The sequence below is a fragment of the Pseudonocardia alaniniphila genome (assembly GCF_022524485.1).
In the GTDB taxonomy this organism is placed as follows: domain Bacteria; phylum Actinomycetota; class Actinomycetes; order Mycobacteriales; family Pseudonocardiaceae; genus Pseudonocardia; species Pseudonocardia alaniniphila.
Genome location: NZ_JAKXMK010000029.1, coordinates 92,353 through 111,349, shown reverse-complemented (window position 1 = coordinate 111,349; position 18,997 = coordinate 92,353). Strand labels below are relative to the sequence as shown.

General features: G+C 70.5%; 19 protein-coding genes and 2 pseudogenes. 14 read left to right on the top strand and 7 right to left on the bottom strand.

Annotated features, from left to right (window positions below; all coding sequences use genetic code 11):
• The first annotated feature begins 100 nt into the window (after positions 1–100).
• Complete coding sequence (locus tag MMF94_RS30205) at positions 101–925, top strand: LysR family transcriptional regulator (protein ID WP_241040739.1); 825 nt, start codon at positions 101–103, stop codon at positions 923–925.
• A 15-nt stretch (positions 926–940) separates the two neighbouring features.
• Here MMF94_RS30205 and MMF94_RS30200 read toward each other — a convergent pair whose 3' ends face one another.
• A complete protein-coding gene (locus MMF94_RS30200; protein WP_241040738.1) occupies positions 941–1,702 on the bottom strand; it encodes an SDR family NAD(P)-dependent oxidoreductase in 762 nt (253 codons plus the stop codon).
• 319 nt (positions 1,703–2,021) lie between these two features.
• On the opposite strand from MMF94_RS30200, the gene MMF94_RS30195 reads away from it, so the two are divergent.
• Positions 2,022–2,621 (top strand): hypothetical protein, encoded by a 600-nt coding sequence (locus tag MMF94_RS30195; protein ID WP_241040736.1) that lies wholly within the window; start codon positions 2,022–2,024, stop codon positions 2,619–2,621.
• Between the two features lie 114 nt (positions 2,622–2,735).
• Here the strand turns inward: MMF94_RS30195 and MMF94_RS30190 are convergent, their stop codons facing one another.
• A complete protein-coding gene (locus MMF94_RS30190) occupies positions 2,736–2,924 on the bottom strand; it encodes a hypothetical protein (protein ID WP_241040734.1) in 189 nt (62 codons plus the stop codon).
• Between the two features lie 137 nt (positions 2,925–3,061).
• Between MMF94_RS30190 and MMF94_RS30185 the strand changes: the two genes are divergently transcribed.
• From MMF94_RS30185 to MMF94_RS30145, 10 genes and pseudogenes are all read left to right on the top strand, one after another.
• Positions 3,062–4,012 carry an ABC transporter substrate-binding protein gene (locus MMF94_RS30185; RefSeq protein ID WP_241040732.1) on the top strand — a complete coding sequence of 317 codons (951 nt, stop codon included), beginning with the start codon at positions 3,062–3,064 and terminating at the stop codon, positions 4,010–4,012.
• Positions 4,012–4,629: pseudogene (locus MMF94_RS43815) on the top strand (amino acid ABC transporter permease); the annotation flags it as partial. The gene MMF94_RS30185 and the pseudogene MMF94_RS43815, both read left to right, overlap by 1 nt.
• A 114-nt stretch (positions 4,630–4,743) precedes the next feature.
• Complete coding sequence (locus MMF94_RS43810) at positions 4,744–5,661, top strand: amino acid ABC transporter ATP-binding protein (RefSeq protein WP_379660295.1); 918 nt, start codon at positions 4,744–4,746, stop codon at positions 5,659–5,661.
• A gap of 2 nt (positions 5,662–5,663) precedes the next feature.
• Positions 5,664–6,113 carry a RidA family protein gene (locus MMF94_RS30175; protein WP_241040729.1) on the top strand — a complete coding sequence of 150 codons (450 nt, stop codon included), beginning with the start codon at positions 5,664–5,666 and terminating at the stop codon, positions 6,111–6,113.
• Positions 6,110–7,189: an acetamidase/formamidase family protein gene (locus MMF94_RS30170; protein WP_241040727.1), complete on the top strand. Its 1,080-nt coding sequence runs from the start codon at positions 6,110–6,112 to the stop codon at positions 7,187–7,189. The genes MMF94_RS30175 and MMF94_RS30170 overlap by 4 nt, the downstream gene beginning before the upstream one ends.
• A gap of 156 nt (positions 7,190–7,345) precedes the next feature.
• The gene (locus MMF94_RS30165; protein WP_241040724.1) at positions 7,346–8,248 is read left to right on the top strand and encodes a universal stress protein; all 903 of its coding nucleotides are present in this window, start codon (positions 7,346–7,348) and stop codon (positions 8,246–8,248) included.
• Positions 8,245–8,718 carry a CBS domain-containing protein gene (locus tag MMF94_RS30160; protein ID WP_241040718.1) on the top strand — a complete coding sequence of 158 codons (474 nt, stop codon included), beginning with the start codon at positions 8,245–8,247 and terminating at the stop codon, positions 8,716–8,718. The genes MMF94_RS30165 and MMF94_RS30160 overlap by 4 nt, the downstream gene beginning before the upstream one ends.
• A gap of 136 nt (positions 8,719–8,854) precedes the next feature.
• Complete coding sequence (locus MMF94_RS30155) at positions 8,855–10,666, top strand: sensor histidine kinase (RefSeq protein WP_241040715.1); 1,812 nt, start codon at positions 8,855–8,857, stop codon at positions 10,664–10,666.
• 99 nt (positions 10,667–10,765) lie between these two features.
• The gene (locus MMF94_RS30150; RefSeq protein WP_241040714.1) at positions 10,766–11,209 is read left to right on the top strand and encodes a pyridoxamine 5'-phosphate oxidase family protein; all 444 of its coding nucleotides are present in this window, start codon (positions 10,766–10,768) and stop codon (positions 11,207–11,209) included.
• 6 nt (positions 11,210–11,215) lie between these two features.
• A complete protein-coding gene (locus tag MMF94_RS30145) occupies positions 11,216–12,202 on the top strand; it encodes an Acg family FMN-binding oxidoreductase (protein ID WP_241040713.1) in 987 nt (328 codons plus the stop codon).
• 291 nt (positions 12,203–12,493) lie between these two features.
• On the opposite strand, the pseudogene MMF94_RS30140 reads toward MMF94_RS30145, so the two are convergent.
• The 4 genes and pseudogenes from MMF94_RS30140 to MMF94_RS30125 all read right to left on the bottom strand — a co-directional run.
• Positions 12,494–13,114: pseudogene (locus MMF94_RS30140) on the bottom strand (DJ-1/PfpI family protein); the annotation flags it as partial.
• Between the two features lie 39 nt (positions 13,115–13,153).
• Complete coding sequence (locus MMF94_RS30135; RefSeq protein WP_241040711.1) at positions 13,154–13,780, bottom strand: LysE family translocator; 627 nt, start codon at positions 13,778–13,780, stop codon at positions 13,154–13,156.
• Between the two features lie 226 nt (positions 13,781–14,006).
• The gene (locus MMF94_RS30130; RefSeq protein WP_241040708.1) at positions 14,007–14,201 is read right to left on the bottom strand and encodes a bL9 family ribosomal protein; all 195 of its coding nucleotides are present in this window, start codon (positions 14,199–14,201) and stop codon (positions 14,007–14,009) included.
• A 154-nt stretch (positions 14,202–14,355) separates the two neighbouring features.
• Positions 14,356–15,093 (bottom strand): TetR/AcrR family transcriptional regulator C-terminal domain-containing protein, encoded by a 738-nt coding sequence (locus tag MMF94_RS30125; protein WP_241040706.1) that lies wholly within the window; start codon positions 15,091–15,093, stop codon positions 14,356–14,358.
• Between the two features lie 35 nt (positions 15,094–15,128).
• On the opposite strand from MMF94_RS30125, the gene MMF94_RS30120 reads away from it, so the two are divergent.
• Positions 15,129–16,673: an FAD-dependent monooxygenase gene (locus tag MMF94_RS30120; RefSeq protein WP_277398855.1), complete on the top strand. Its 1,545-nt coding sequence runs from the start codon at positions 15,129–15,131 to the stop codon at positions 16,671–16,673.
• A 28-nt stretch (positions 16,674–16,701) separates the two neighbouring features.
• On the opposite strand, the gene MMF94_RS30115 is transcribed toward MMF94_RS30120, so the two are convergent.
• Positions 16,702–17,574 (bottom strand): LysR family transcriptional regulator, encoded by an 873-nt coding sequence (locus MMF94_RS30115; protein ID WP_241040702.1) that lies wholly within the window; start codon positions 17,572–17,574, stop codon positions 16,702–16,704.
• A 99-nt stretch (positions 17,575–17,673) separates the two neighbouring features.
• Between MMF94_RS30115 and MMF94_RS30110 the strand changes: the two genes are divergently transcribed.
• Positions 17,674–18,966, top strand: coding sequence for an MFS transporter (locus MMF94_RS30110; RefSeq protein WP_241040700.1), 1,293 nt, complete (start codon positions 17,674–17,676; stop codon positions 18,964–18,966).
• Positions 18,967–18,997 lie beyond the last annotated feature (31 nt).

Genomic DNA, 18,997 nt, shown 5'->3' with positions numbered 1-18,997 from the left:
TGAGCCCCTCCACACGTGCCTGGGCCACGAGCATGCGATCGAACGGTTCCCTAACCCTCCGTCCGGCACGCCCGGCTCGGGCCACTCCTACGCTTGGGGTGTGGATCGAGTGGAGACGCGCGAGCTGAGCTATTTCGTCGCTGTGGCCGAGGAGCTGCATTTCGGGCGGGCGGCCGAGCGACTCGGCATCGCGCAACCACCCTTGTCCCGGGCCATCAGCCGGCTCGAACGCCGGATGGGCGTGCAGCTCTTCGAGCGCACCAGCCGCCGCGTCACGCTCACGGCAGCCGGAGACGTCTTCCTCGCCGAGAGCCGCAAGGCACTCCACGCCGTGGACACCGCCGTGCTGCGGGCCCAGCAGAGCGGCCACCCGGACCGGCTCGTGCTGGCGGTCCGGGCGGGCACCGACACCGGCCTGCTCGCCGACGTGATCCGCGCCTACCGGAGGCAGCCCGGCGCCGCCGAGCTCGAGATCGTTCTCACCCGCGACCCGGTGCCGGCGGTGCGCAACGGCACCGCCGACATCGGGCTGATGTGCAGCCGCAACGACCTTGCCGGCCTGGAAACGGTCGAGCTGACCGAGCAGAAGCCCGTCGCGCTGTTGCCGGCCGGCCACCCCCTGACCGCGCGCCCCGCCGTCACAGCCGCCGATCTCGCGCAGGAGCCGGCATACCGCGACGACTGGCCCATCGAGTCCCTGGACCAGATCGTCGACCGGGTGGCACTGGGGGACATGATCGTCGTGGTCGGCGCGAAGGTCTCCGACCGGCTCGGACCTTCTGTGCTGGCGGTTCCCGTGGTCGATCTTCCGCCGACCGTGCTGGTAATCGGCTGGTCCGCGGGCGCCGCATCGGCCGCGCGCACCGCATTCGTTCGCACGGCGAGGATCATCGCTGCCGCGGCGACCCTCGACCGGGCCTCGTGACCGTGGGCGCCGAGTTCACACCTGCGTGATTCCCCCGTCGACCACCAACTCGGCGCCCGTGACATAGCTGCTCTCCGCCGAGGCGAGGAAGAGCGCAGCCGCGGCCTGTTCCTCGGGCTGGGACATCCGGCCGAGCGGCACGTCGGCCGCGTGGTTCGCCTTCCACTCCCGCCGTGCGGCGTCGTCCTCGGCGAACGGGCTGATCGCGAGATCGACTGCAGGTGTGTCCGTGGCGCCGGGGGCGAGGGCGTTCACGCGGATGTTGCGCCCGCGCAGCTCGTACGCCCAGGTGCGCGCAAAGGAGCGCACGGCGGCCTTGGCGGCGGAATAGACACCCAGGCCTTCCCGCCCGGTCGTGGCCGCCATGGAGGTGACGAGAACGATCGACGCCCCGTCGTTCACCAGTGGAAGCGCCTTCTGCACGGTGTTCAGCGCGCCCTTCACGTTGACCGCGAAAATCGTCTCGACATGCTCGTCGGTGACGTCCTCGAGACGCGCGAAGCCACCACCGCCGGCGTTTGCGACGATGACGTCGATCCGGTGTCCGTTGTGCCGCACCGTGTCGTACACGCGTTCCATGTCCTCGGCCTTCGCCACGTCGCCCTGCACTCCGACGGCGCCGTGCCCGACCTTCGCCACCGCCGATTCCAATTCGGTCGGACGGCGCCCGGTCAGGTAGACGAGGGCCCCCTCCTGCGCGAATCGCTGCGCGGTGGCGAGGCCGATACCTGCGCTCCCACCCGTAACAATCGCGATCTTGCCGTCGAGCTTTCCCATGCACCTGTCCCCGCTGCCGTATTCCGTTCCGGACACCACGAGTCCAGCAGCCCGCATATCCCCCAGCAATGACGATTCGGGTATCGGCGCGATGTCGCCGAGGTATCGATCCCGGAGCCGGTGGAGTTTGTCCGTTCTCGACCGGCAACGGACGATGCGACTGGAGCAGGCCAACGGTCACGTTCGCGAGACGTCGGCAGGAAACGTCCACAGACGCGCCGCCGAAACGACCGACTAAACCGCACCTGCGAATTGATCTTCACAGGTCACAGATTAACGACCTGTCGCGCTTCTCAACGGTTATCGCGTACCGTTCGACGTGGCCGCCGAGTACACCGGCTCCCCGAAAGGATTCGTCATGGCCAACCCTACCGCGGACAATCCCCATCCGCCGAGAACTGCGTGCGGGCAAACCCGCCACACGGAAGAAATATTGCATCGCACGCTCCGGGCGTTCCGCGTCGTCATGGCGCAGCTCTGCTCGACTATCGACCGCTTTGCCTTCTTCGCCTACGGCGTGGCCGCCGGCCTGGTTCTGGCCGAGCAGTTCCTCCCGTCCGACTCGCAGGTTGCGGCCGCGCTGGCCTCGCTCGGCACGTTCCTCGTGGGCTTCCTCTCCTTGCCGATCGTGGGCCGGTTGATCACGGATGCCCGGTCACGCAACAACGATGCCTATGACCCGGCCCGCGTAGCGCGGCTGCTGGCGCGGGTCGGCCACCTCGTCCGCCGCGTCCCGGCGGAGCTCGTCGCGGGCACCCTGGCGGCCACGGCCGCGCCCGCGGTCAGTCTGATGCTCTACGTCCATCTCATCCCACACGGGCAGCAGGTACTGCACGTCCAGATCACACTCGCCATGCTCGTTCTCTCGGCGATCTCCGCAGTGGCCATCCTCGTGGCGATCCGGGTCTCCGCATGGTGAGACCACCGAGCAGGCCGAGCCCGGGAAAGCGTTCTCCGTCGGGGCGCCGGGCGATCACGGCGTCGCGCGCCCGCACCGTCCGGTAGCAGCAGGTCGAGCTGCAGGAACTCCGCGTCAAACCGCAGCGCGGAGCGAGTGAGCGCATCCTCCGGTGGCGTCGCCGAGCGAGGCGGCAGTGCCGCCGTCCAGCTCGGAGTACTGCCGGCTCACCCGCTCCGCCTGCTCGCGCCGCTGGACCAGATGCTCGACCTCGAGCCATGGGAAGGCACCCGCGCGGCCCGCACAGAGGACCGAACACAGCATTTGCGACCTTTTTCCCGATCGATGTTTCGGGCGGTCACAGCCGCGTTTCTGCAGCGTAAACACAATATCGACCGTCCGATTCCACGTTTTCTTCCGACCTACAGTGCGCTGGTCCGACCAACGGATTCTCGATCCAGGTGACCACGCGAAGGAACTCCTCCGACATGCTCAACCGCCTGCTCCGGCCTGCCGCGCTCCTCGCCGCCGCCGGTGCCATCACCATGCTGGCGACCGCCTGCGGCAGTGGCGGCTCGTCCCCCTCCCCCGGCGGCGGCGCTCCCGCTTACCCGGCGCTGGTGTCGTCACCGGCCTGCATGCAACTGCGCTCACAGAACCCCGATCTGAACGGCAAGACGCTGACCGACGCGATCAATCCGCACACACCCGGATACGAGTCGATCTCGGTGAACGACCCGACCAAGTACGAGGGCTTCGACATCGACCTCGCCGAGGCGATGGGGGAATGCCTCGGCTTCACGGTCGACTACCTGCCGGTGGCCTTCGACGCGCTGCTGCCGACCTTGCAGAGCGGGCAGGCCAACTTCATCGTCTCCGACATCTACGCGACCAAGGAGCGGGCTGCGTCCGCCGATTTCATCACCTATTCCAAGGTCTTCGACGGCGTCCTGGTCGCTGCGGGCAATCCGAAGAAGATCACCGGAATCGACGACTCGCTGTGCGGCACCACCACGGCGCTGAACAAGGGATTCGTCGAGGTACCGCTGGTGAACGCCCAGAACACCACGTGCCAGTCGAAGGGCAAGCCGCAGGCCCAGACGGCACTGTTCGACAACAACGCCGACTGCGAGCAGGCGATCCTCTCCGGCCGCGCCGATGCCTACATCAACGACGTCAACACGGTGAACCGGTTCGTCAAGGACCAGTCCGACAAGCTGGCCAGGGCCACCACCCTGACTCTTCCCTACTCGATCGGCATCGCCGTGCCCAAGGGCCAGATGCCGATCCGCAACGCCTTCACCGCGGCGCTCACCCAGATCCAGACGAGCGGGCTGCAGACGCAGCTCGCCCAGAAGTGGCAGCTGGACGAGTCCGCCATCCAGGCGCCGTCTCTCGTCACCGCGAGCTGATGAGCAGTTTCCTGCACTACCTGTCCATGCCCTACCTGCTGGGCGGGATCCTGGTCACGCTGCAGGCGACGGCACTGGGCTTCTTCGGCGGGTTCGCCGGAGGCCTGGTGCTCTCGGGGATGGCGCTGAGCGGCAATCGCGTCGTCTCGGGGATCGCGCGCACCTACAGCGTGATCTTCCGCGGCACCCCGTTGGTGCTGCAGCTGGTGTTCGTGTTCACCGCGCTGCCGCACGCAGGCGTGGTCCTCAGCCCGGTCATGGCCGCCGGGGTCGCCCTGGCCGCGAACGAGGCCACCTTCTTCGCCGAGATCCTGCGCTCCGCGGTGCTCGGCGTCGACAAGGGCCAGACGGACGCGGCGCGTGCGGTCGGGCTGCGGCCCTGGATCGTGATGCGCCGGATCGTCGGACCGCAGGCAGCGCGCGCGGCCATCCCCGCGATCGGGAGCGAAGCGGTTGCGACGATGAAGAACTCCGCGCTGGCCTCGATCATCGCCGTGCCGGAGCTGACCTTGCGCAGCAACCAACTCGCGTCTGCCACGTTCGACTACTTCAGCATCTTCTTCGCCTCCGGCCTGATGTACCTCGTGCTGACCGGGGCGATCACCGGCCTGCAGCTCACCATCGAGCGGGCCGCCGATCTCAGCCGGATCGGGAGCCGCCGCCGCGGCAGACCCACGGCTCCGGACACCGCGGCCACCCCGGAGCCCGCGGAGACGCCGGCTCCACAGCCGATGAACGGTGCGGTGCACAACGGCGCGTTCGTCAACGGCGCGTTCGTCAACGGCGCGGTCACCAACGGTGCCGCTCCCGAAGGCGCCGTCTCCAACGCTACGGTCGTCAACGGGGCCGTGTCCCGCGACGCCGCCGTCCGCCGGGCCCGGGTCGCGCTGACCATCACCGACGTCCACAAGTCGTTCGATGATCACGAGGTGCTGCGCGGCATCGATCTGGAGATCCGCAAGAGCGAGGTGGTGGCGCTGCTCGGTCCCAGCGGTTCGGGCAAGAGCACGCTCCTGCGCCTGATCAACCACCTCGAGACCATCGACCGGGGCACGATCTCGTTCGACGGCATCGAGGTGGGATACCGGGACGACGGCGCGACCCTGCCGGAGCGGGAGGTCGCCCGGCAGCGGGTGGACGCCGGCGTCGGCATGGTGTTCCAGCACTTCAACCTGTTCGGGCACCTCACGTCACGGGAGAACGTCGCCGTGCCGCTGCGCTGGGTGCACCGAGTGCCCAAGGACGAGGCGATGGCCCAGGCGGATCGTCTGCTGGACAGGGTCGGGCTCGCGGAGCGGGCACACGCGCTCCCCCGCCATCTCTCCGGTGGGCAGCAACAGCGCGTCGGCATCGCGCGGGCGCTCGCCGGGCGCCCCCAGGTGCTACTGCTCGACGAACCTACCTCGGCGCTCGACCCGGAGCGGGTCCAGGAGGTACTGGAGGTGATCCGCTCGCTCGCCCTCGACGAAGGCCTGACGATGCTGATCGCCACCCACCAGCTGGGCTTCGCCCGGGAGGTCGCCGACCGGGCCGTCTTCATGGCCGGCGGCCGGGTGCTGGAACAGGGCGCGACCACGGAGGTGTTGGACCACCCCAAGCATCCGACCGCCGCCCGGTTCCTCCGGGCCGTGCATACCGTGGAGGTCTGATCGTGATACCGCATCGGGAGTCCTTCAGCTTCACGCCCGAGCAGGGCGTGCCGCCGGCAGTGGCCCCGTTCTCCCACGTCACGCGGTGGGGAACGCTGCTCTTCGTCACCGGGCAGATGCCGACCGACCCGGCCACCGGAAAGCTGGTGGCCGGTGGCCTGCTCCCCCAGGCCGAGCAGGTACGGCGCAACCTGCTCGCCTGCCTCGCCCCGTTCGGGGTAGACATGGACGACGTGCTCATGGCGCGCGTCTATCTCACCGACTTCACCGAGTTCGAGGCGTTCAACGCCGTGTACCGCTCCTGGTTCACCGGCGCCTTGCCCAGCCGCACCTGTGTCGGCACCACCGCGCTCGCCGTGGGCGCCGACGTCGAGATCGACCTGATCGTCGGCCTGCCCGGCCACGAAGCAGTGGACAACACCGGCCACGACAACCCTGGAGATCCCGCATGAACTCGACCTTGCTCCAGCCGGGCGAGGGCACCATCGCCGGCCGCCATCTGCTCACCTCCACGACGGAGACGGTGAGCTGGGGCTGGCTTCCCAACGAGAAGTCCACCCCGTGCATCACGGTGGACTCGGGCGACACGGTCACGATCGACACGCTCAGCCACGAGGGGATCCTTCCCGACCAGGGGCGTAACCCCGTCGAGTTCCTGGGCAGCTACGGCGTCGAGGCCACGGACGTGCTGCACGACGCCACGGCGATCGCGGGTAGCGGGATCCCCCACGGCCCGGACGACGGGCCCCACGTCGTGACCGGGCCGATCGAGATCGCGGGCGCCGAGCCGGGCGACGTCCTGAAGATCGACGTACTCGAACTCCTGCCCCGCACGCCGTACGGCTTCGTGAGCAGCCGCCACGGCTACAGCGCACTGCCCGATGAACTGCCCGAGGGACCCGGAGCCACGTACGAGTTCTGCCGCGTCGGCCTCAGCGGCGGGCGGATGGTCAGTTGGATGGCTGCCACCGACGGCAGGCAGGCCTGCTTCCCGCTGGATCCGTTCCTCGGCCTGATGGGGGTGGCCCCGGCAACCGACGAACCGGTGCACTCGGTGCCGCCCGGCGACTTCGGCGGCAACATCGACGTGAAGTGGGCGCAGGTCGGCAGCTCGCTCTATCTCCCCGTTTCGGTGCCCGGTGCCCTCTTCTACACCGGAGACCCGCACTACGCGCAGGGCAACGGCGAGGTCGCCCTCACCGCGCTGGAGGCGTCCCTGCGCGCCACCCTCCGGCTGACCGTGCTCTCCGGGGCCGATGCGACGGCGGCGATGGGCGGCCTGCGCAACCCGCTGCTGGAGTCCCCTGGGTACTGGATTCCGACGGGCATGGACCCCGACCTCGGTGAGGCGATGCGGAAGTGCGTCCGCCACGCGATCACGTTTCTGGTGGAGCGGTTCGGGTTCGAGCGGTCGACCGCGATGGCCTACCTCTCGGCCGCGGGCGACTTCGAGGTGAGCCAGGTCGTGGACAGGACCAAGGGCGTGCACTGCATGATCCGCAAGGCCGACTTCGCGCAGTGGTTCTGACCTCGGCACCGACGTCGCGGGCACAGCTGAGGCCGAGCACCGGGGTCCGGACGCCGGGCCCCCGATAGGCCGAACGACCTACGGATCCGGGACCACCGCCGCTGCCGTGGAGCATGCTCGCTCGCGAACCTGGAACCGTCGAGCCGAGGAGGGGTCATGGCGGGCGCATGGCGACTCGCCCAACCGGTGGTCGTCGGCGTCGACGGGTCCGGTCCCGCACTCGCGGCCACCCGGTGGGCAGCGCGTGAGGCCGGGCGCCGGCGGGTCGGGTTGCGCGTGGTCAAGGCGTTTCTCGAGCGGCCGTCCAAGCGCATCGGGGCACCCGGACCAGACCCTGATTACCGCGAGGTGATGCTGGAGGGCGCCCGGGCAGCCGTTGCTGAGGCGGCGACGGTGGCCGCGGCCGCAGCGCCCGGCATCGAGGTCACCGAGGACGTGGTCGACGGCCGTCCACTCTCGGTGCTCGTCGACGAGTCGAAGCACGCCGGCACGATCGTGGTCGGCAAACGCGGCCTCGGCGGGTACGGCGGACTGCTCGTCGGCTCGGTGGCCGTCGGGCTGACGACCCAGGCACGCTGCCCCGTGGTGGTCGTCCGCGGTGGAGAGCCGGAACCTGCGGCCTCCGGACCCGTTGTCGTGGGTATCGGCATCTCCGCGACGAGCGACGCGGCACTCATCTTCGCGCTCGAGATGGCCGCTGCCCGCGACGTGCCGCTGGTGGCCGTGCACGCCTGGATGGAGTACATCGCCGACCCAGCGGTGTGGCCGGTGCAGGAATGGGGTGCGATCGACGCCGACCAGGACCAGATGCTCGCGGCGCGGCTGGCGCAGTGGAGCGAGAAGCAGCCCGACGTCGAGATCCGGCGGGTGGTGGCGAGGGACCGTCCCGCTCACGCGCTTCTCGAACAGGCCGCTCTCGCCCAACTTGTCGTCGTGGGCTCGCGGGGGCGAAGCACCTTCCGCAAGCGGGTGTTCGGCTCGGTGTGCGACACCGTCTTGCAGCATGCGCCGTGCCCGGTGGCTGTCGTCCGCCCCCATCCGGCCGATCTGGTGGCGTGACCGTGCCGACCGACCGCCGACGACTTGCGGCAACCCCGGAGACAGCGGACGAGGACCCGCTGCTCACCCACCTCATGACCACTCGTGTGGTGGCCATCACCGCCGACGCCCCGTGCACGACGGCCCTCTATCTGATGGCCGCAACGGGCGTCCGGCACCTGCCCGTGCTCGACGGGAACCGCTGCTGCGGTGTCGTCTTCGAGATCGACCTCGCGCGCTTCGCCACGTCGGCCTGCTCGCCCCTCGTGCGCGCGAACTTCCGGGTCGGTGACCTGACCCGGCCCGCCGCGCCGCTGCCCGTGACGGCTCGCCGCTCCGATGCCGCCCGCCGCATGCAGGACGAGCACGGCGACGCCGTCCTGGTCTCCGACCATGGCCGCCTCGTCGGAATCGTGACGGCCACGGACCTCGTCCACTCACTCGCCGGCAGCTCGGGACCCGGCGACGAGGACCCGGACGAAGAGGGGTGATTCGGCATTTGACCAGGTCGTCGGGCATGCGCGCGACCGGCAGGCCGGTACGGTGGACGGCACAGGCAGACCCGCCTCGGCTCGGAACGCCGCCCTGCCGGCCCAGGTGGGCGTCCACCGAGCGCAGGAGGTGCTCGTGTCGACCGACCACGGTGCATCGGTTCCTGAGGCCCACCGGCCGGCTGACGCGCCGCGGGCCGACGGGCCGGGCAGCGCGGAAAGCGCTCGGGCCCGGTTGACCTTCCCGGACCTGCCGAGGCTGGAGCTGGACCAGCTGCTGGGTCAGCTCGTCGATCGCGCCCAGGAGGTGATGGCCACGCAGGGGCGGCTGCGCGGGCTGCTCCAGGCCAACCAGCTCATCATCACCGATCTGACGCTCCCAGTCGTGTTGCGGCGGATCGTCGAGGCGGCGCGGGAGCTCGTCGGCGCCCGGTACGCCGCGCTCGGCGTGATCTCCCCGGCGGGCGGCCTGTCCGAGTTCATCCACATCGGGATGCCGCCGGACGCCGTCGAACGGATCGGCAACCTCCCCGAGGGCAAGGGGCTCCTGGGTGCGCTCATCCAGGACCCTCGTCCCATCCGGCTGGTCCGTATCGCCGAGGATCCCCGCTCGTGTGGCTTCCCACCCGGACACCCGCCCATGAGCAGCTTCATCGGCGTGCCCATCCGGATCCGCGACGAGATCTTCGGCAACCTCTACCTCGCCGAGAGCACCCGGGGTGCGTTCAGCGCCGAGGACGAGGAGCTCACCACGGCGATCGCCGCCACGGCCGCGGTCGCCGTCGACAACGCCCGGCTCTACGCCTCCGCCCGCACCCGCGGTGAGTGGCTGCAGGCCTCCGCCGCGATCACCCGCAAGCTCCTGGCCTCCCCCGACGCGAGTACGAACAGCGAGCCCGTCCACCCGCTCCAGATGATCGCCGAGCGGAGCAGGGAGATCGCCGACGCGGACCTGGTGACCGTCGCCCTCCCTCCGGGTGACAGAGATGCGGTCGGCGAGCTGAGTGTCGACGTCGCCGTCGGAATCGGGGCGGAGCAGCTTGCCGGCCGGTCCCTCCCGGTAGACGGATCCCTCGAAGGGCAGGTGCTCCTCACCGGAGAACCGCTGCGTCTCTCCCGAGCCGACGGCGACACCCGCCTCGGGTCGGTCGCACCGGCCGTTCTGGACGTCGGCCCGATCATGGTCCTGCCACTGGTCGGTTCGCGGCGGGTCCAGGGCGTGCTCAGCGCCGCCCGGGTTCGGGGACGCACCGCGTTCACCGCCGACGACCTGGACATGGCCGGCAGCTTCGCCAACCAGGGAGCCGTCGCCATCGAGCTCGCCGAGGCCCGGGCCGAGCAGCAACGCGCTGCCATGCTCGACGAGCGCGACCGCATCGCCGCCGACCTGCACGACCACGTCATCCAGCGGCTCTTCGCCGCGGGCCTGTCCCTGCAGAGCGTGGCCATGGGGCTCGGGCCGGGGCCGATGACCGACCGCGTGCTCTGCACCGTGGCCGACCTCGACGCCACCATCGGGCAGATCCGCACCACGATCTTCCAGCTCCACGACATTCCGAGGACGGACCCTGCCGGTCTGCGGGCCCGGATACTCGCCGTGGCCGCCGAGGCCGCTCCGGCGCTGGGCTTCGACCCGGCCGTCCGCTTCACCGGCACGGTCGACGCCCTGCCCACCGACGTCACCGAGGACCTCGTCGCGGTGGTGCGCGAAGCGCTCACCAACGTGGCCCGCCACGCGCGCGCCCGCACCGCGGAGGTCGACCTCGTCGTCCGGCCCGACCGGCTGGTCCTCACCGTCCGCGACGACGGCACCGGCATGGTGCACGCCACCCGTCGCAGCGGGCTCGCGAACATGCAGAGACGAGCCGAGCGGCACGGAGGCAGCTTCGAGACCGGTGCGCGCGAGCCGAGCGGCACCGTGGTCATCTGGTCGATCCCGAACGGCTGAGGCGAGCACACGATCCCAGGCCCGATCGGGTCCGTTGGAGAATCGGCAGAGGCGTCCGGCCCTACCCCGGCGCGGTAACGGTCCGAGAAGCTCGACGGCGTGACCGGATCGGACCCGCGTGGCGCGGCCGCCGTCGCGGAGCTCGTGGAACTCGACCGCAGCGAATGCCTGAGGCTGCTGGCCCAGGTCGACGTCGGCCGGATCGTCTTCACCGAGGCCGCGATGCCTGCCGCGCTGCCCGTGCACTACCTCCTCGAGGGTGAGGAAGTCCTCTTCCGCACCGGAGGCGGGCGCTACTTCACGGCGGCCCGCCCGGCAGTCGTCGGTTTCCAGGTCGACAACCTCGACCCGGCGACGCGGACCGGGTGGAGCGTGCTGGGAGTCGGACAGGCATACGAGGTGGTCGACTCCGCACGGCTCGCCGTGATCACCGGCGGTGTGCCCGAGGGGTGGGCGTCCGGCCCCGCCGCACACGTCGTCGCCGTCCCCCTGCAGCGCCTCACGGGACACCGCCTCTGCCCACGACGCGCCGCCGCGGGCTGACGTCCGATGACCACGGTTCCCGGCGCACTCGGCCTCTCCCCGGCTCAGGTCGCCGACGTGCTGCGGGCGGCGGGGCGAGCGCCCTCGCTGCACAACTCCCAGCCGTGGCTCTTCCGTGTGACGGACGATGTCATCGAGCTGCACGCCGATCCGGACCGCCGGCTCCCCGCGACCGACCCGCACGACCGCGAACTGCGGCTCGCGTGTGGCGCCGCGTTGTTCAACCTCCGCATCGCCGTGCACGGCTTCGGCTTCCGCCCGCGGGTCACCGTCCTCCCCGACCACGATCGGCCAGGCCTCGTCGCCCTCGTACACCGTGGCGCTGCGGCTCCACCCTCGCCGGAACAGCTCCGTCTGCTCCGTGCGATCCCGCAACGGCGCAGCAACCGCCATCCGTACAGCGACGTGCGGGTCTCCGCGGCCGAGCAGCGGGAACTGTGCCGCGCCGCCGCCGAGGAGGGCGGGCGCCTGCACATCATCGAGCACCGCGGACAACGGGCGCAGATGCAGCGGATCGCGGCCGAGGCACACCGCATCCAACTGGCCGACCCCCTCGTCCAGGCCGAGACCGCACGATGGACGGGCGTCGCTCCGGACCGGTCGGACGGGGTGCCCCTACCGGCAGGCGGCCCACTCCCCGAACCGCAGGACCGATGGGTGCTGCGCGACTTCACGGCGGGTTCGGGCCAGGTGCGTGCGCCGGGCAAGGACTTCGAGCAGGAGCCACTCATCGCCGTTCTGACGACCAGCCTGCCCGGCCCGGCCGGGGACGTGCAGGCGGGACAGGCCCTTCAGCGTGTGCTGCTCACGGCGACCGCCGATGGTCTGGCCGTGTCGCTCCTGTCGCATGTGGTCGAGGTGCCGCAGGCGCGCGCGGAGCTGGGCCGGCTCGTGGGCGACAGCAGGCCGCCGCAGGCAGGGCTGCGGATCGGCCGCGGATGGCCCGTTCCGGCCACACGACGCAGGGACGTCGCCGATCTCCTCCTGACCTGATGGTCGTCCGGATCGGGGCCGAGAGGCCAGGTGCCCGGGGGCGGCGCTCCGTCGCTCCCCAACACGAGGCACAGCCCCCGGGCCTGCCGGAGGTGCGTGCGAGCCGTCCGTCACGGCTCACAGCGCGTCACGCATCCCGCGCCGTTCCGGCACGGACGCTGCCGCGGCCGGCCGTCGGCCGGCGGGTGCTGCGTTCCCTCCGACCCGTCGAGAATCGCCGGATCGGGCGGGAAACGAGCAGAGGCGAAAGTCCCTACTCATCAGGTGCAACTACCCGCTCGGCGCCGATCGTCAGCTGACGGGCTTCGACCTCGCATTCTCGACCAACCGCGCGAAACGCTCCGCATACGCTTCGACGTCGACCGGGTACCGGGCCGTCACGATCATTCCGTCGACCACCACCAGCGGCTCCTGCCACGAGGAACCGTGCTCGATCCGGCCGCCAGGACCGACGGCGGCACGCACCTCGTCCTCGGTGTACGTCCGGTAGGTGCGGTAGCGGCGCCCGACTCGATAGAACGTCCTGCGGAAGGCGTACTGCTCGATCGGCTTGATCAGCGTGGTCACGGTACGCCCGGCGAGCAGACTCTTTCCCGTTTTCTGGTTGCGTGCTCGCGCCGCGACGAGCACTCCGTGGCACACGGCGCCGATCGGTTTTCCGGCGGCGTCGAACGTGGCCACCTTCTCCTGCAGGAGCCGGCTGTCCAGATACTGCTTCATACCCGGCGGGTGGCCGCCCGGCAGATGCACCGCGTCGAACTGCGAAGCGTCGATCTCCGAGTACCGGATCGGCCGTCGGAAGTTCGGGGAAGCCGCCATGCGGTGGTATGTGGCGACCACCGCGGGCTCCGCCGGGAACGGGTTGCGCCAACCCGGACCGAGAAGATGTCGGTCGCATTCCGCCACAGCGCCGTGCTCGGTGGCGAGAAGCGAAACCGTGGGAAGCCGAAATCAACCGTTCTCGGCGAGCACGCCGAGCCCGAGCGCCACGAGCACGGTGCCCGTGGCGCGCTCCAGGACGCGCCGGACCTTCGCCCGGGAGAACAGCCCGCGGACCCGCCCCACCATCATCGCGACGAGCAGGAACCACGAGCCGTCGACGACCACCTGCACCAGGGCCAGCAGCAGTGTGCGGTGCACGATCCCGGGCCCGGCCGCGACGAACTGGGGATAGAACGCGAAGGTGAACACCGCGACCTTGGGATTGGCCAGGTTCGTCAGCAGGCCGGCGCCCGCGTCCCGCCAGCGGCCGCGCGACGCCCCGGCCTGCGGCAACTCGTCGACGACGTCCTTCCGGGCGGCACGCCAGGCCTGTATCCCGAGGTACACGAGCACGCAGGCACCGGCGATCTTCAGCCCCAGGAACGCCGCCTCGCTGACCGCCACCAGGGCCGCCGTACCCACCGCCGTGGCGAACGCCCAGGCGAACAACCCCAGCTCCACGCCTGCGATCACCGGGACCGCCGCTGCGGGGCCGTGTAGCGCGCTGCGGCGGACGACCAGCGCGGTCGTCGCACCGGGCACCATCGCGCCGACGACGACCGCCAGCAGGAAACCACCCATCAACGACAAGCTCATGCGTCCCCCGGATCTGTTCGACTCGAATCCGGCTGATCAACTCGGCGACATCGTGGGCTGATCACATTCGAAGGTGATCACCGGAGATGCTCAGTGTACGCACAGCACTTATCGAGAAGCGATCACAATTCGTCCGGCCAATCCCACTCGTCACCCATCGGCATCTCATGTCTCTTTTCGGCCGACGGTTGTCGGATCAGGGCACTCATCGCGACGAGGCGGTCAATTACGAGGCCCGCGCAGATTTCTGGGCCAGCAACCACCGCAGCGAGCGGTCGTCGGCGGCCTCGTACTCGTGCGGGAGCAGGTACACGGAGGCCCGCCCGTCGCTCACCCGGACGATGTCGCCACGGGTCCCGGGCGCCGCAGGCTGGCCCAGCGGGTTCTGCAGCAACCGCGTCGCCACCAGGTGTTGCACCATCGCCTCCACACATCGCGTTGCGTCCTGCCGTGGACGCCATCGATCCATCGGCACCGCCTCGCCCGGCGTTGCATCAGTGTGATCATGGTTGCCGCGTCGGTCACATATCGGCATCAACGCTTGCACACCGGCGGACGAAAGGGATGTCCGCGCGTCAGGCGCGATCGTCGGCAAGGCGGGCAAGGCCGTCGAGAAGCCACTGCAGCACCTGCTCGAAGGAGTTCGGCGGCTGCTGGAAGCGACCGGGGTCGTTGGCCCACGCGATGAAGTGCGGGTAGCGACCCTCGGCCGTGATCCGCTCCAGGTAGGGACGAGCGGCGGCGCCCAGCTGCTCGTCGGTGAGCAGGCCGACGCGCTCGCGCATGGCCCGTTCCTCGAGCAGCGCGAGCCCGGACGCCAGCGCCTGGCCGAGCACCGTGTCGATGAATCCCATGCGGGTCGCAGCGTCCAGGCGAAGCCCGGCGAGCCCGGCGAGCGCCGCGTCGTACGTGGCGAGGGCGTGCGGTCCGAGAGGCGGACGACTGAAGGCGAGCCGGGCGAACCAGGGGTGCCGCCGCACGGCGTCCCACGTCGAGCACCCCAGCCCATGCAGGCACTCCCGCCAGTCGCCGGCCGGAGGCACGTCGATCTCGCCGTACACCTCGTCGACCATGAGGTCGACCAGCCCGTCCTTGCTGCCGACGTACCGGTAGAGGGCCATCGGACTGCGCACGCCGAGGCGGGCCGCGACCGCGCGCATCGTGACGTCGCCTCGCAGCTCGGCGTCCGCGACGGCGATCGCGGCCGCCACGACCTTCTCGCGACTGAGCTGCTCCGTGGCACGCGGCGGCGGGGGCTCGTCGAACCAGACCAGCCCGCCCGGCACCTGACTCGGATCGGTCGACGAGGACATTGCCGGGATCCTAGCTGTCGTGTACTAAGTACACCGTGAATGTACAAAGTACACGGGTGCTGGTCGCCGGAGGCGGGCTCGTCGGATTGACGACAGCCCTCGTACTGCGCCACCACGGCGTCGAGGTGACGCTCGTGGAGAAGCGGGCGACCACGTCGCCGCAGCCCAAGGCCCGCCGGTTCCATAGGCGAACGATGGAGGTGTTCCGCGAGCTCGGGATCGCCGGCCTCGTGCACGAGGCCGCCCGCGACCTGGCCGAACACCACCACATGGCCGCGGGGCGAACGCTCGCGGAGGCCGAGCAGCTGCCGCTCTGGCTACCGTCCGCTCCCGACGGGACGTATCTGGAGCCCGGTCCCGAGCTGCCCTGCCTCGTGGCCCAGGACGTCCTGGAGCCCGTGCTGCGTAGCGCGGCGGCCGAGGCCGGCGCCGACGTCCGGTTCAGCACGGAGCTGACCGGCTTCACCTCCGGGCCGGACGGTGTGGTCGCCGAGCTCCACGACCGGGCGAGCGGGCGGCACGAGCAGCTGCATGTGCCGTTCCTCGTCGCGGCGGACGGCGCACACAGCCCGGTACGGACCGCGCTCGGGATCGGCCGCTCCGGACGTGGGGCGATCGGCGGCCCCGCCGTGAACGTCTACTTCCGCGCGGACCTCGCCGAAGTCGTGCACGGCCGGGAGTTCAATCTCTGCCAGATCGAGCACCCGGACGCTCCCGGCGCTCTCGCCTCCATCGACGGTCGTTCCCGCTGGGTGTTCATGGCAGGCGGCGGGACCGAGCGGGACTGGGCGGCCCTGCTCCGGACCGCGCTCGGCGTGCCCGCGCCCGATCTCGAGGTTCTGAGCGTGCTGGCCTGGCAGCCGGAGATGCTCGTCGCCGACCGGTTCTCTGCCGGGCGGGTGCACCTGGCGGGCGACGCCGCGCACGTCATGCCACCGTTCGCAGCGACCGGCGCCAACACCGGCATCGCCGACGCACACAACCTGGGCTGGAAGCTCGCGGCCGTGCTGACCGGTGCCGCGGCACCGGATCTCCTCGACAGCTACGACGCCGAGCGGCGGCCCGCCGGCTGGTTCGCCGCGGACCAGTCGAGCAGGCGTTCGGCAGACCTGCGGTCGGCGGCCACGGCCGACGAAGCCCTCGCGCACCCGTTCGTGCTGGCCGCCGGCGGGTTCCAGTACCCGTCCGGCGCCCTGGTGGGCGGCCCCGACGAAGGCGGCGAGATCGAACCCGTCGACGTGTTCGCACCCGCGGGCCGCGTGGGCACACGGGTACCGCACGAATGGCTCGACGAGGCCCACACGCGCTCCACCCTCGACCTGGCCGGTCCCGGATGGGCGCTCGTCGTGAACGACGACCCGGCCGGCTGGGAGCACGGCGCCGCGTCCGCACCGCTGCCCCTGCCGGTACACCGGCTGGCGGCCGGGTTCCTCCCTGAGGGCTGCGCGCTGTTGCTGCGCCCCGATCAGGTCGTCGGGTGGCGCGGCACCGATCCCACGGCACCCGCCGACGTGCTGCGCAGGCTTCTGACGGGCGCCGCTAAGTGCCTCCGCACGAGCGCCGCGGCGGTCCGGACCTAGCGGACGACAGCGCCCACTCGTCCGGCCGTCAGGTGGCCGACAGGCTGGTGGGACCGCTCGCGAGCACGGCCGCGGCCAGTGCTTTCGCGGCCGGCCGCTGCTCCGTGCGGGGGTTGGTGAGCAAGACGAGATCGATGTAGCCGAGCTCGGGAAGGCGATGCTGCGGGCCGAGCGACGTCAGCTGCACCGGGACGAGGCTGCTCGCCAGCGCGGAGATCCCGATGCCGGCAGCGACGGCGGCGATCAGGCCGTTGACGCCCCGGCAGATACACGCGCTGCGGTAGGCCGTGTTGGTGCGCTCCAGCGCGTTCTGCATCGCCGAGCGACTGAGGCTCGGCATCGGGTAGACGACGAGCGGGAGCGGCTTGTCGAAGTCGAGCCTGGTGGAGCCGTTGCCCACCCACACCAGGCGGTCACGGCGCACGAGTTGGCCGCGGTGTTCTCCGCGGGGCCGCTTGCCCACGAACAGGTCGAGCCGGTCGTTCTCCAGCCTCCGGTGCAGGCTGCCGCTCTGGTCGACGGTGAGGTCGAAATCGACCAGGGGGTGGTCACGACGGAAGTCGCGCAGGATCTGCGGCAGCCGGGTGAGCGCGAGGTCGTCGGACATGCCGATGCGCAGCCTGCCGTGCGGGCGTTCGCCGTTGAAATAGGCGGCCGCCTGCTCGTGCACGGCGAGGATCGAGCCGGCGAACCCGATCATGGCCTCGCCGTCCGTGGTGATCGTGACCGAGTGCGTGTCGCGCTGCACGAGCACCCGGCCGGTGGCCTCCTCGAGCTTGCGGATGTGCTGGCTCACGGTGGGCTGGCGGATACCGAGGCGGGCCGCCGCCTGCGTGAAGCTGCGGGTCTGGGCGACGGCGAGGAAGGTCTGGAGCTGGATCGGGTCGTACGTGATGGCCATAACGCCCCGCAATAACAGTAAGTCGGCTGATCGACGTTCACAATATCCCGTTCTCCTTCCAGACTGGAGGTGATCTTTCGACGCTATGAAGGGCTCTCTGTGACAACGGCTACGGCCGAAATACCCGCAAGCACCACCGCTACGACGCACCGCAGGGGCACATTCGCCGCGCTCCGCGTGCACAACTACCGGATCTACGTCGCCGGTCACGGCGTCGCCAGCACAGGCACGTGGATGCAGAGCATCGCACTCGACTGGCTGGTACTGGAGCTGACGGGCAGCTCCGCAGCCGTCGGCGTCACGATGGCGATGCAGTTCCTGCCGATGCTGCTGTTCGGCGTGCACGGCGGCATGCTCGCGGATCGCTTCCCGAAACGAACGATCCTCATCATCACCCAGTCCCTCAACGGCACGCTGAGCGGAAGCCTCGCCGTCCTGACGCTCACGGGGCACGTACGCGTCGAATACGTGTACGCGTTCGCACTCGCCCAGGGCCTGGTGATGGTCGTCGACAACCCGACGCGCCAGGTGTTCGTCAACGAGCTGGTGCCGGCGCCGTACGTGCGCAACGCGATCGCACTCAACTCGGCGGTGTTCCAGACCTCCCGGCTGATCGGGCCCGCCGTCTCCGGTGTGCTGATCGGCACGGTGGGCACGGGATGGGCGTTCGCCGCGAACTCGGCGTCCTACGTCGCACCCGTGATCGGACTGGCGCTGATCCGCTCGGCCGAGCTCACGCGCGCTCCCGCAGCGCTTCGGACACCGCGACAGCTCCGGATGGCTCTGAGCTACGTGCGGGCGCGTCCGCACATCGTCTGGACGATCTTCCTCGTCGGCGTGATCGGGACCTTCGGCCTGAACTTCCCGGTGGTGCTGACCGCGATGGCCGACCAGACGTTCCGCGGGGGCGCCGACCTCTACGGCCTGTTCAACGCCGTGCTCGCGGTCGGCTCGGTTGCCGGTGCGCTCATCGCGGGCGGGCGCACCGACACGCGGCTGCGCACGCTGGTCCTGGGGGCGGTGGGGTTCGGTCTCGCGCAGACCGCCGCCGCGCTGGCCCCCGGGGTCCCGACCTTCCTCGCCGCGCTCGTGGCCCTGGGGATGGTCAATCTGATCTTCCAGGCGATGGCCAACTCCTCGGTGCAGTCGTGGGTGGACCCACAGGTACGAGGCCGGGTGATGGGGCTCTACATGCTGGTGTTCGTCGGCGGCACGCCGCTGGGTGGCCCGATGATCGGGTGGATCACCACGGCCTACGGACCACGGGTCGCCATGGCGTTCTGTGGAATCGTCCCGGCCCTCGCCGCGGTGGCCGTGGGGCTCGTGCTGTGGCTGAAGGCACGCGGGCGGCTCACGCAGCGCGGTCCGGTGGCGCAGGCCACCGCGGGGTGATCGAGGGCCGGCCGGGGCTACACCCGTGGTG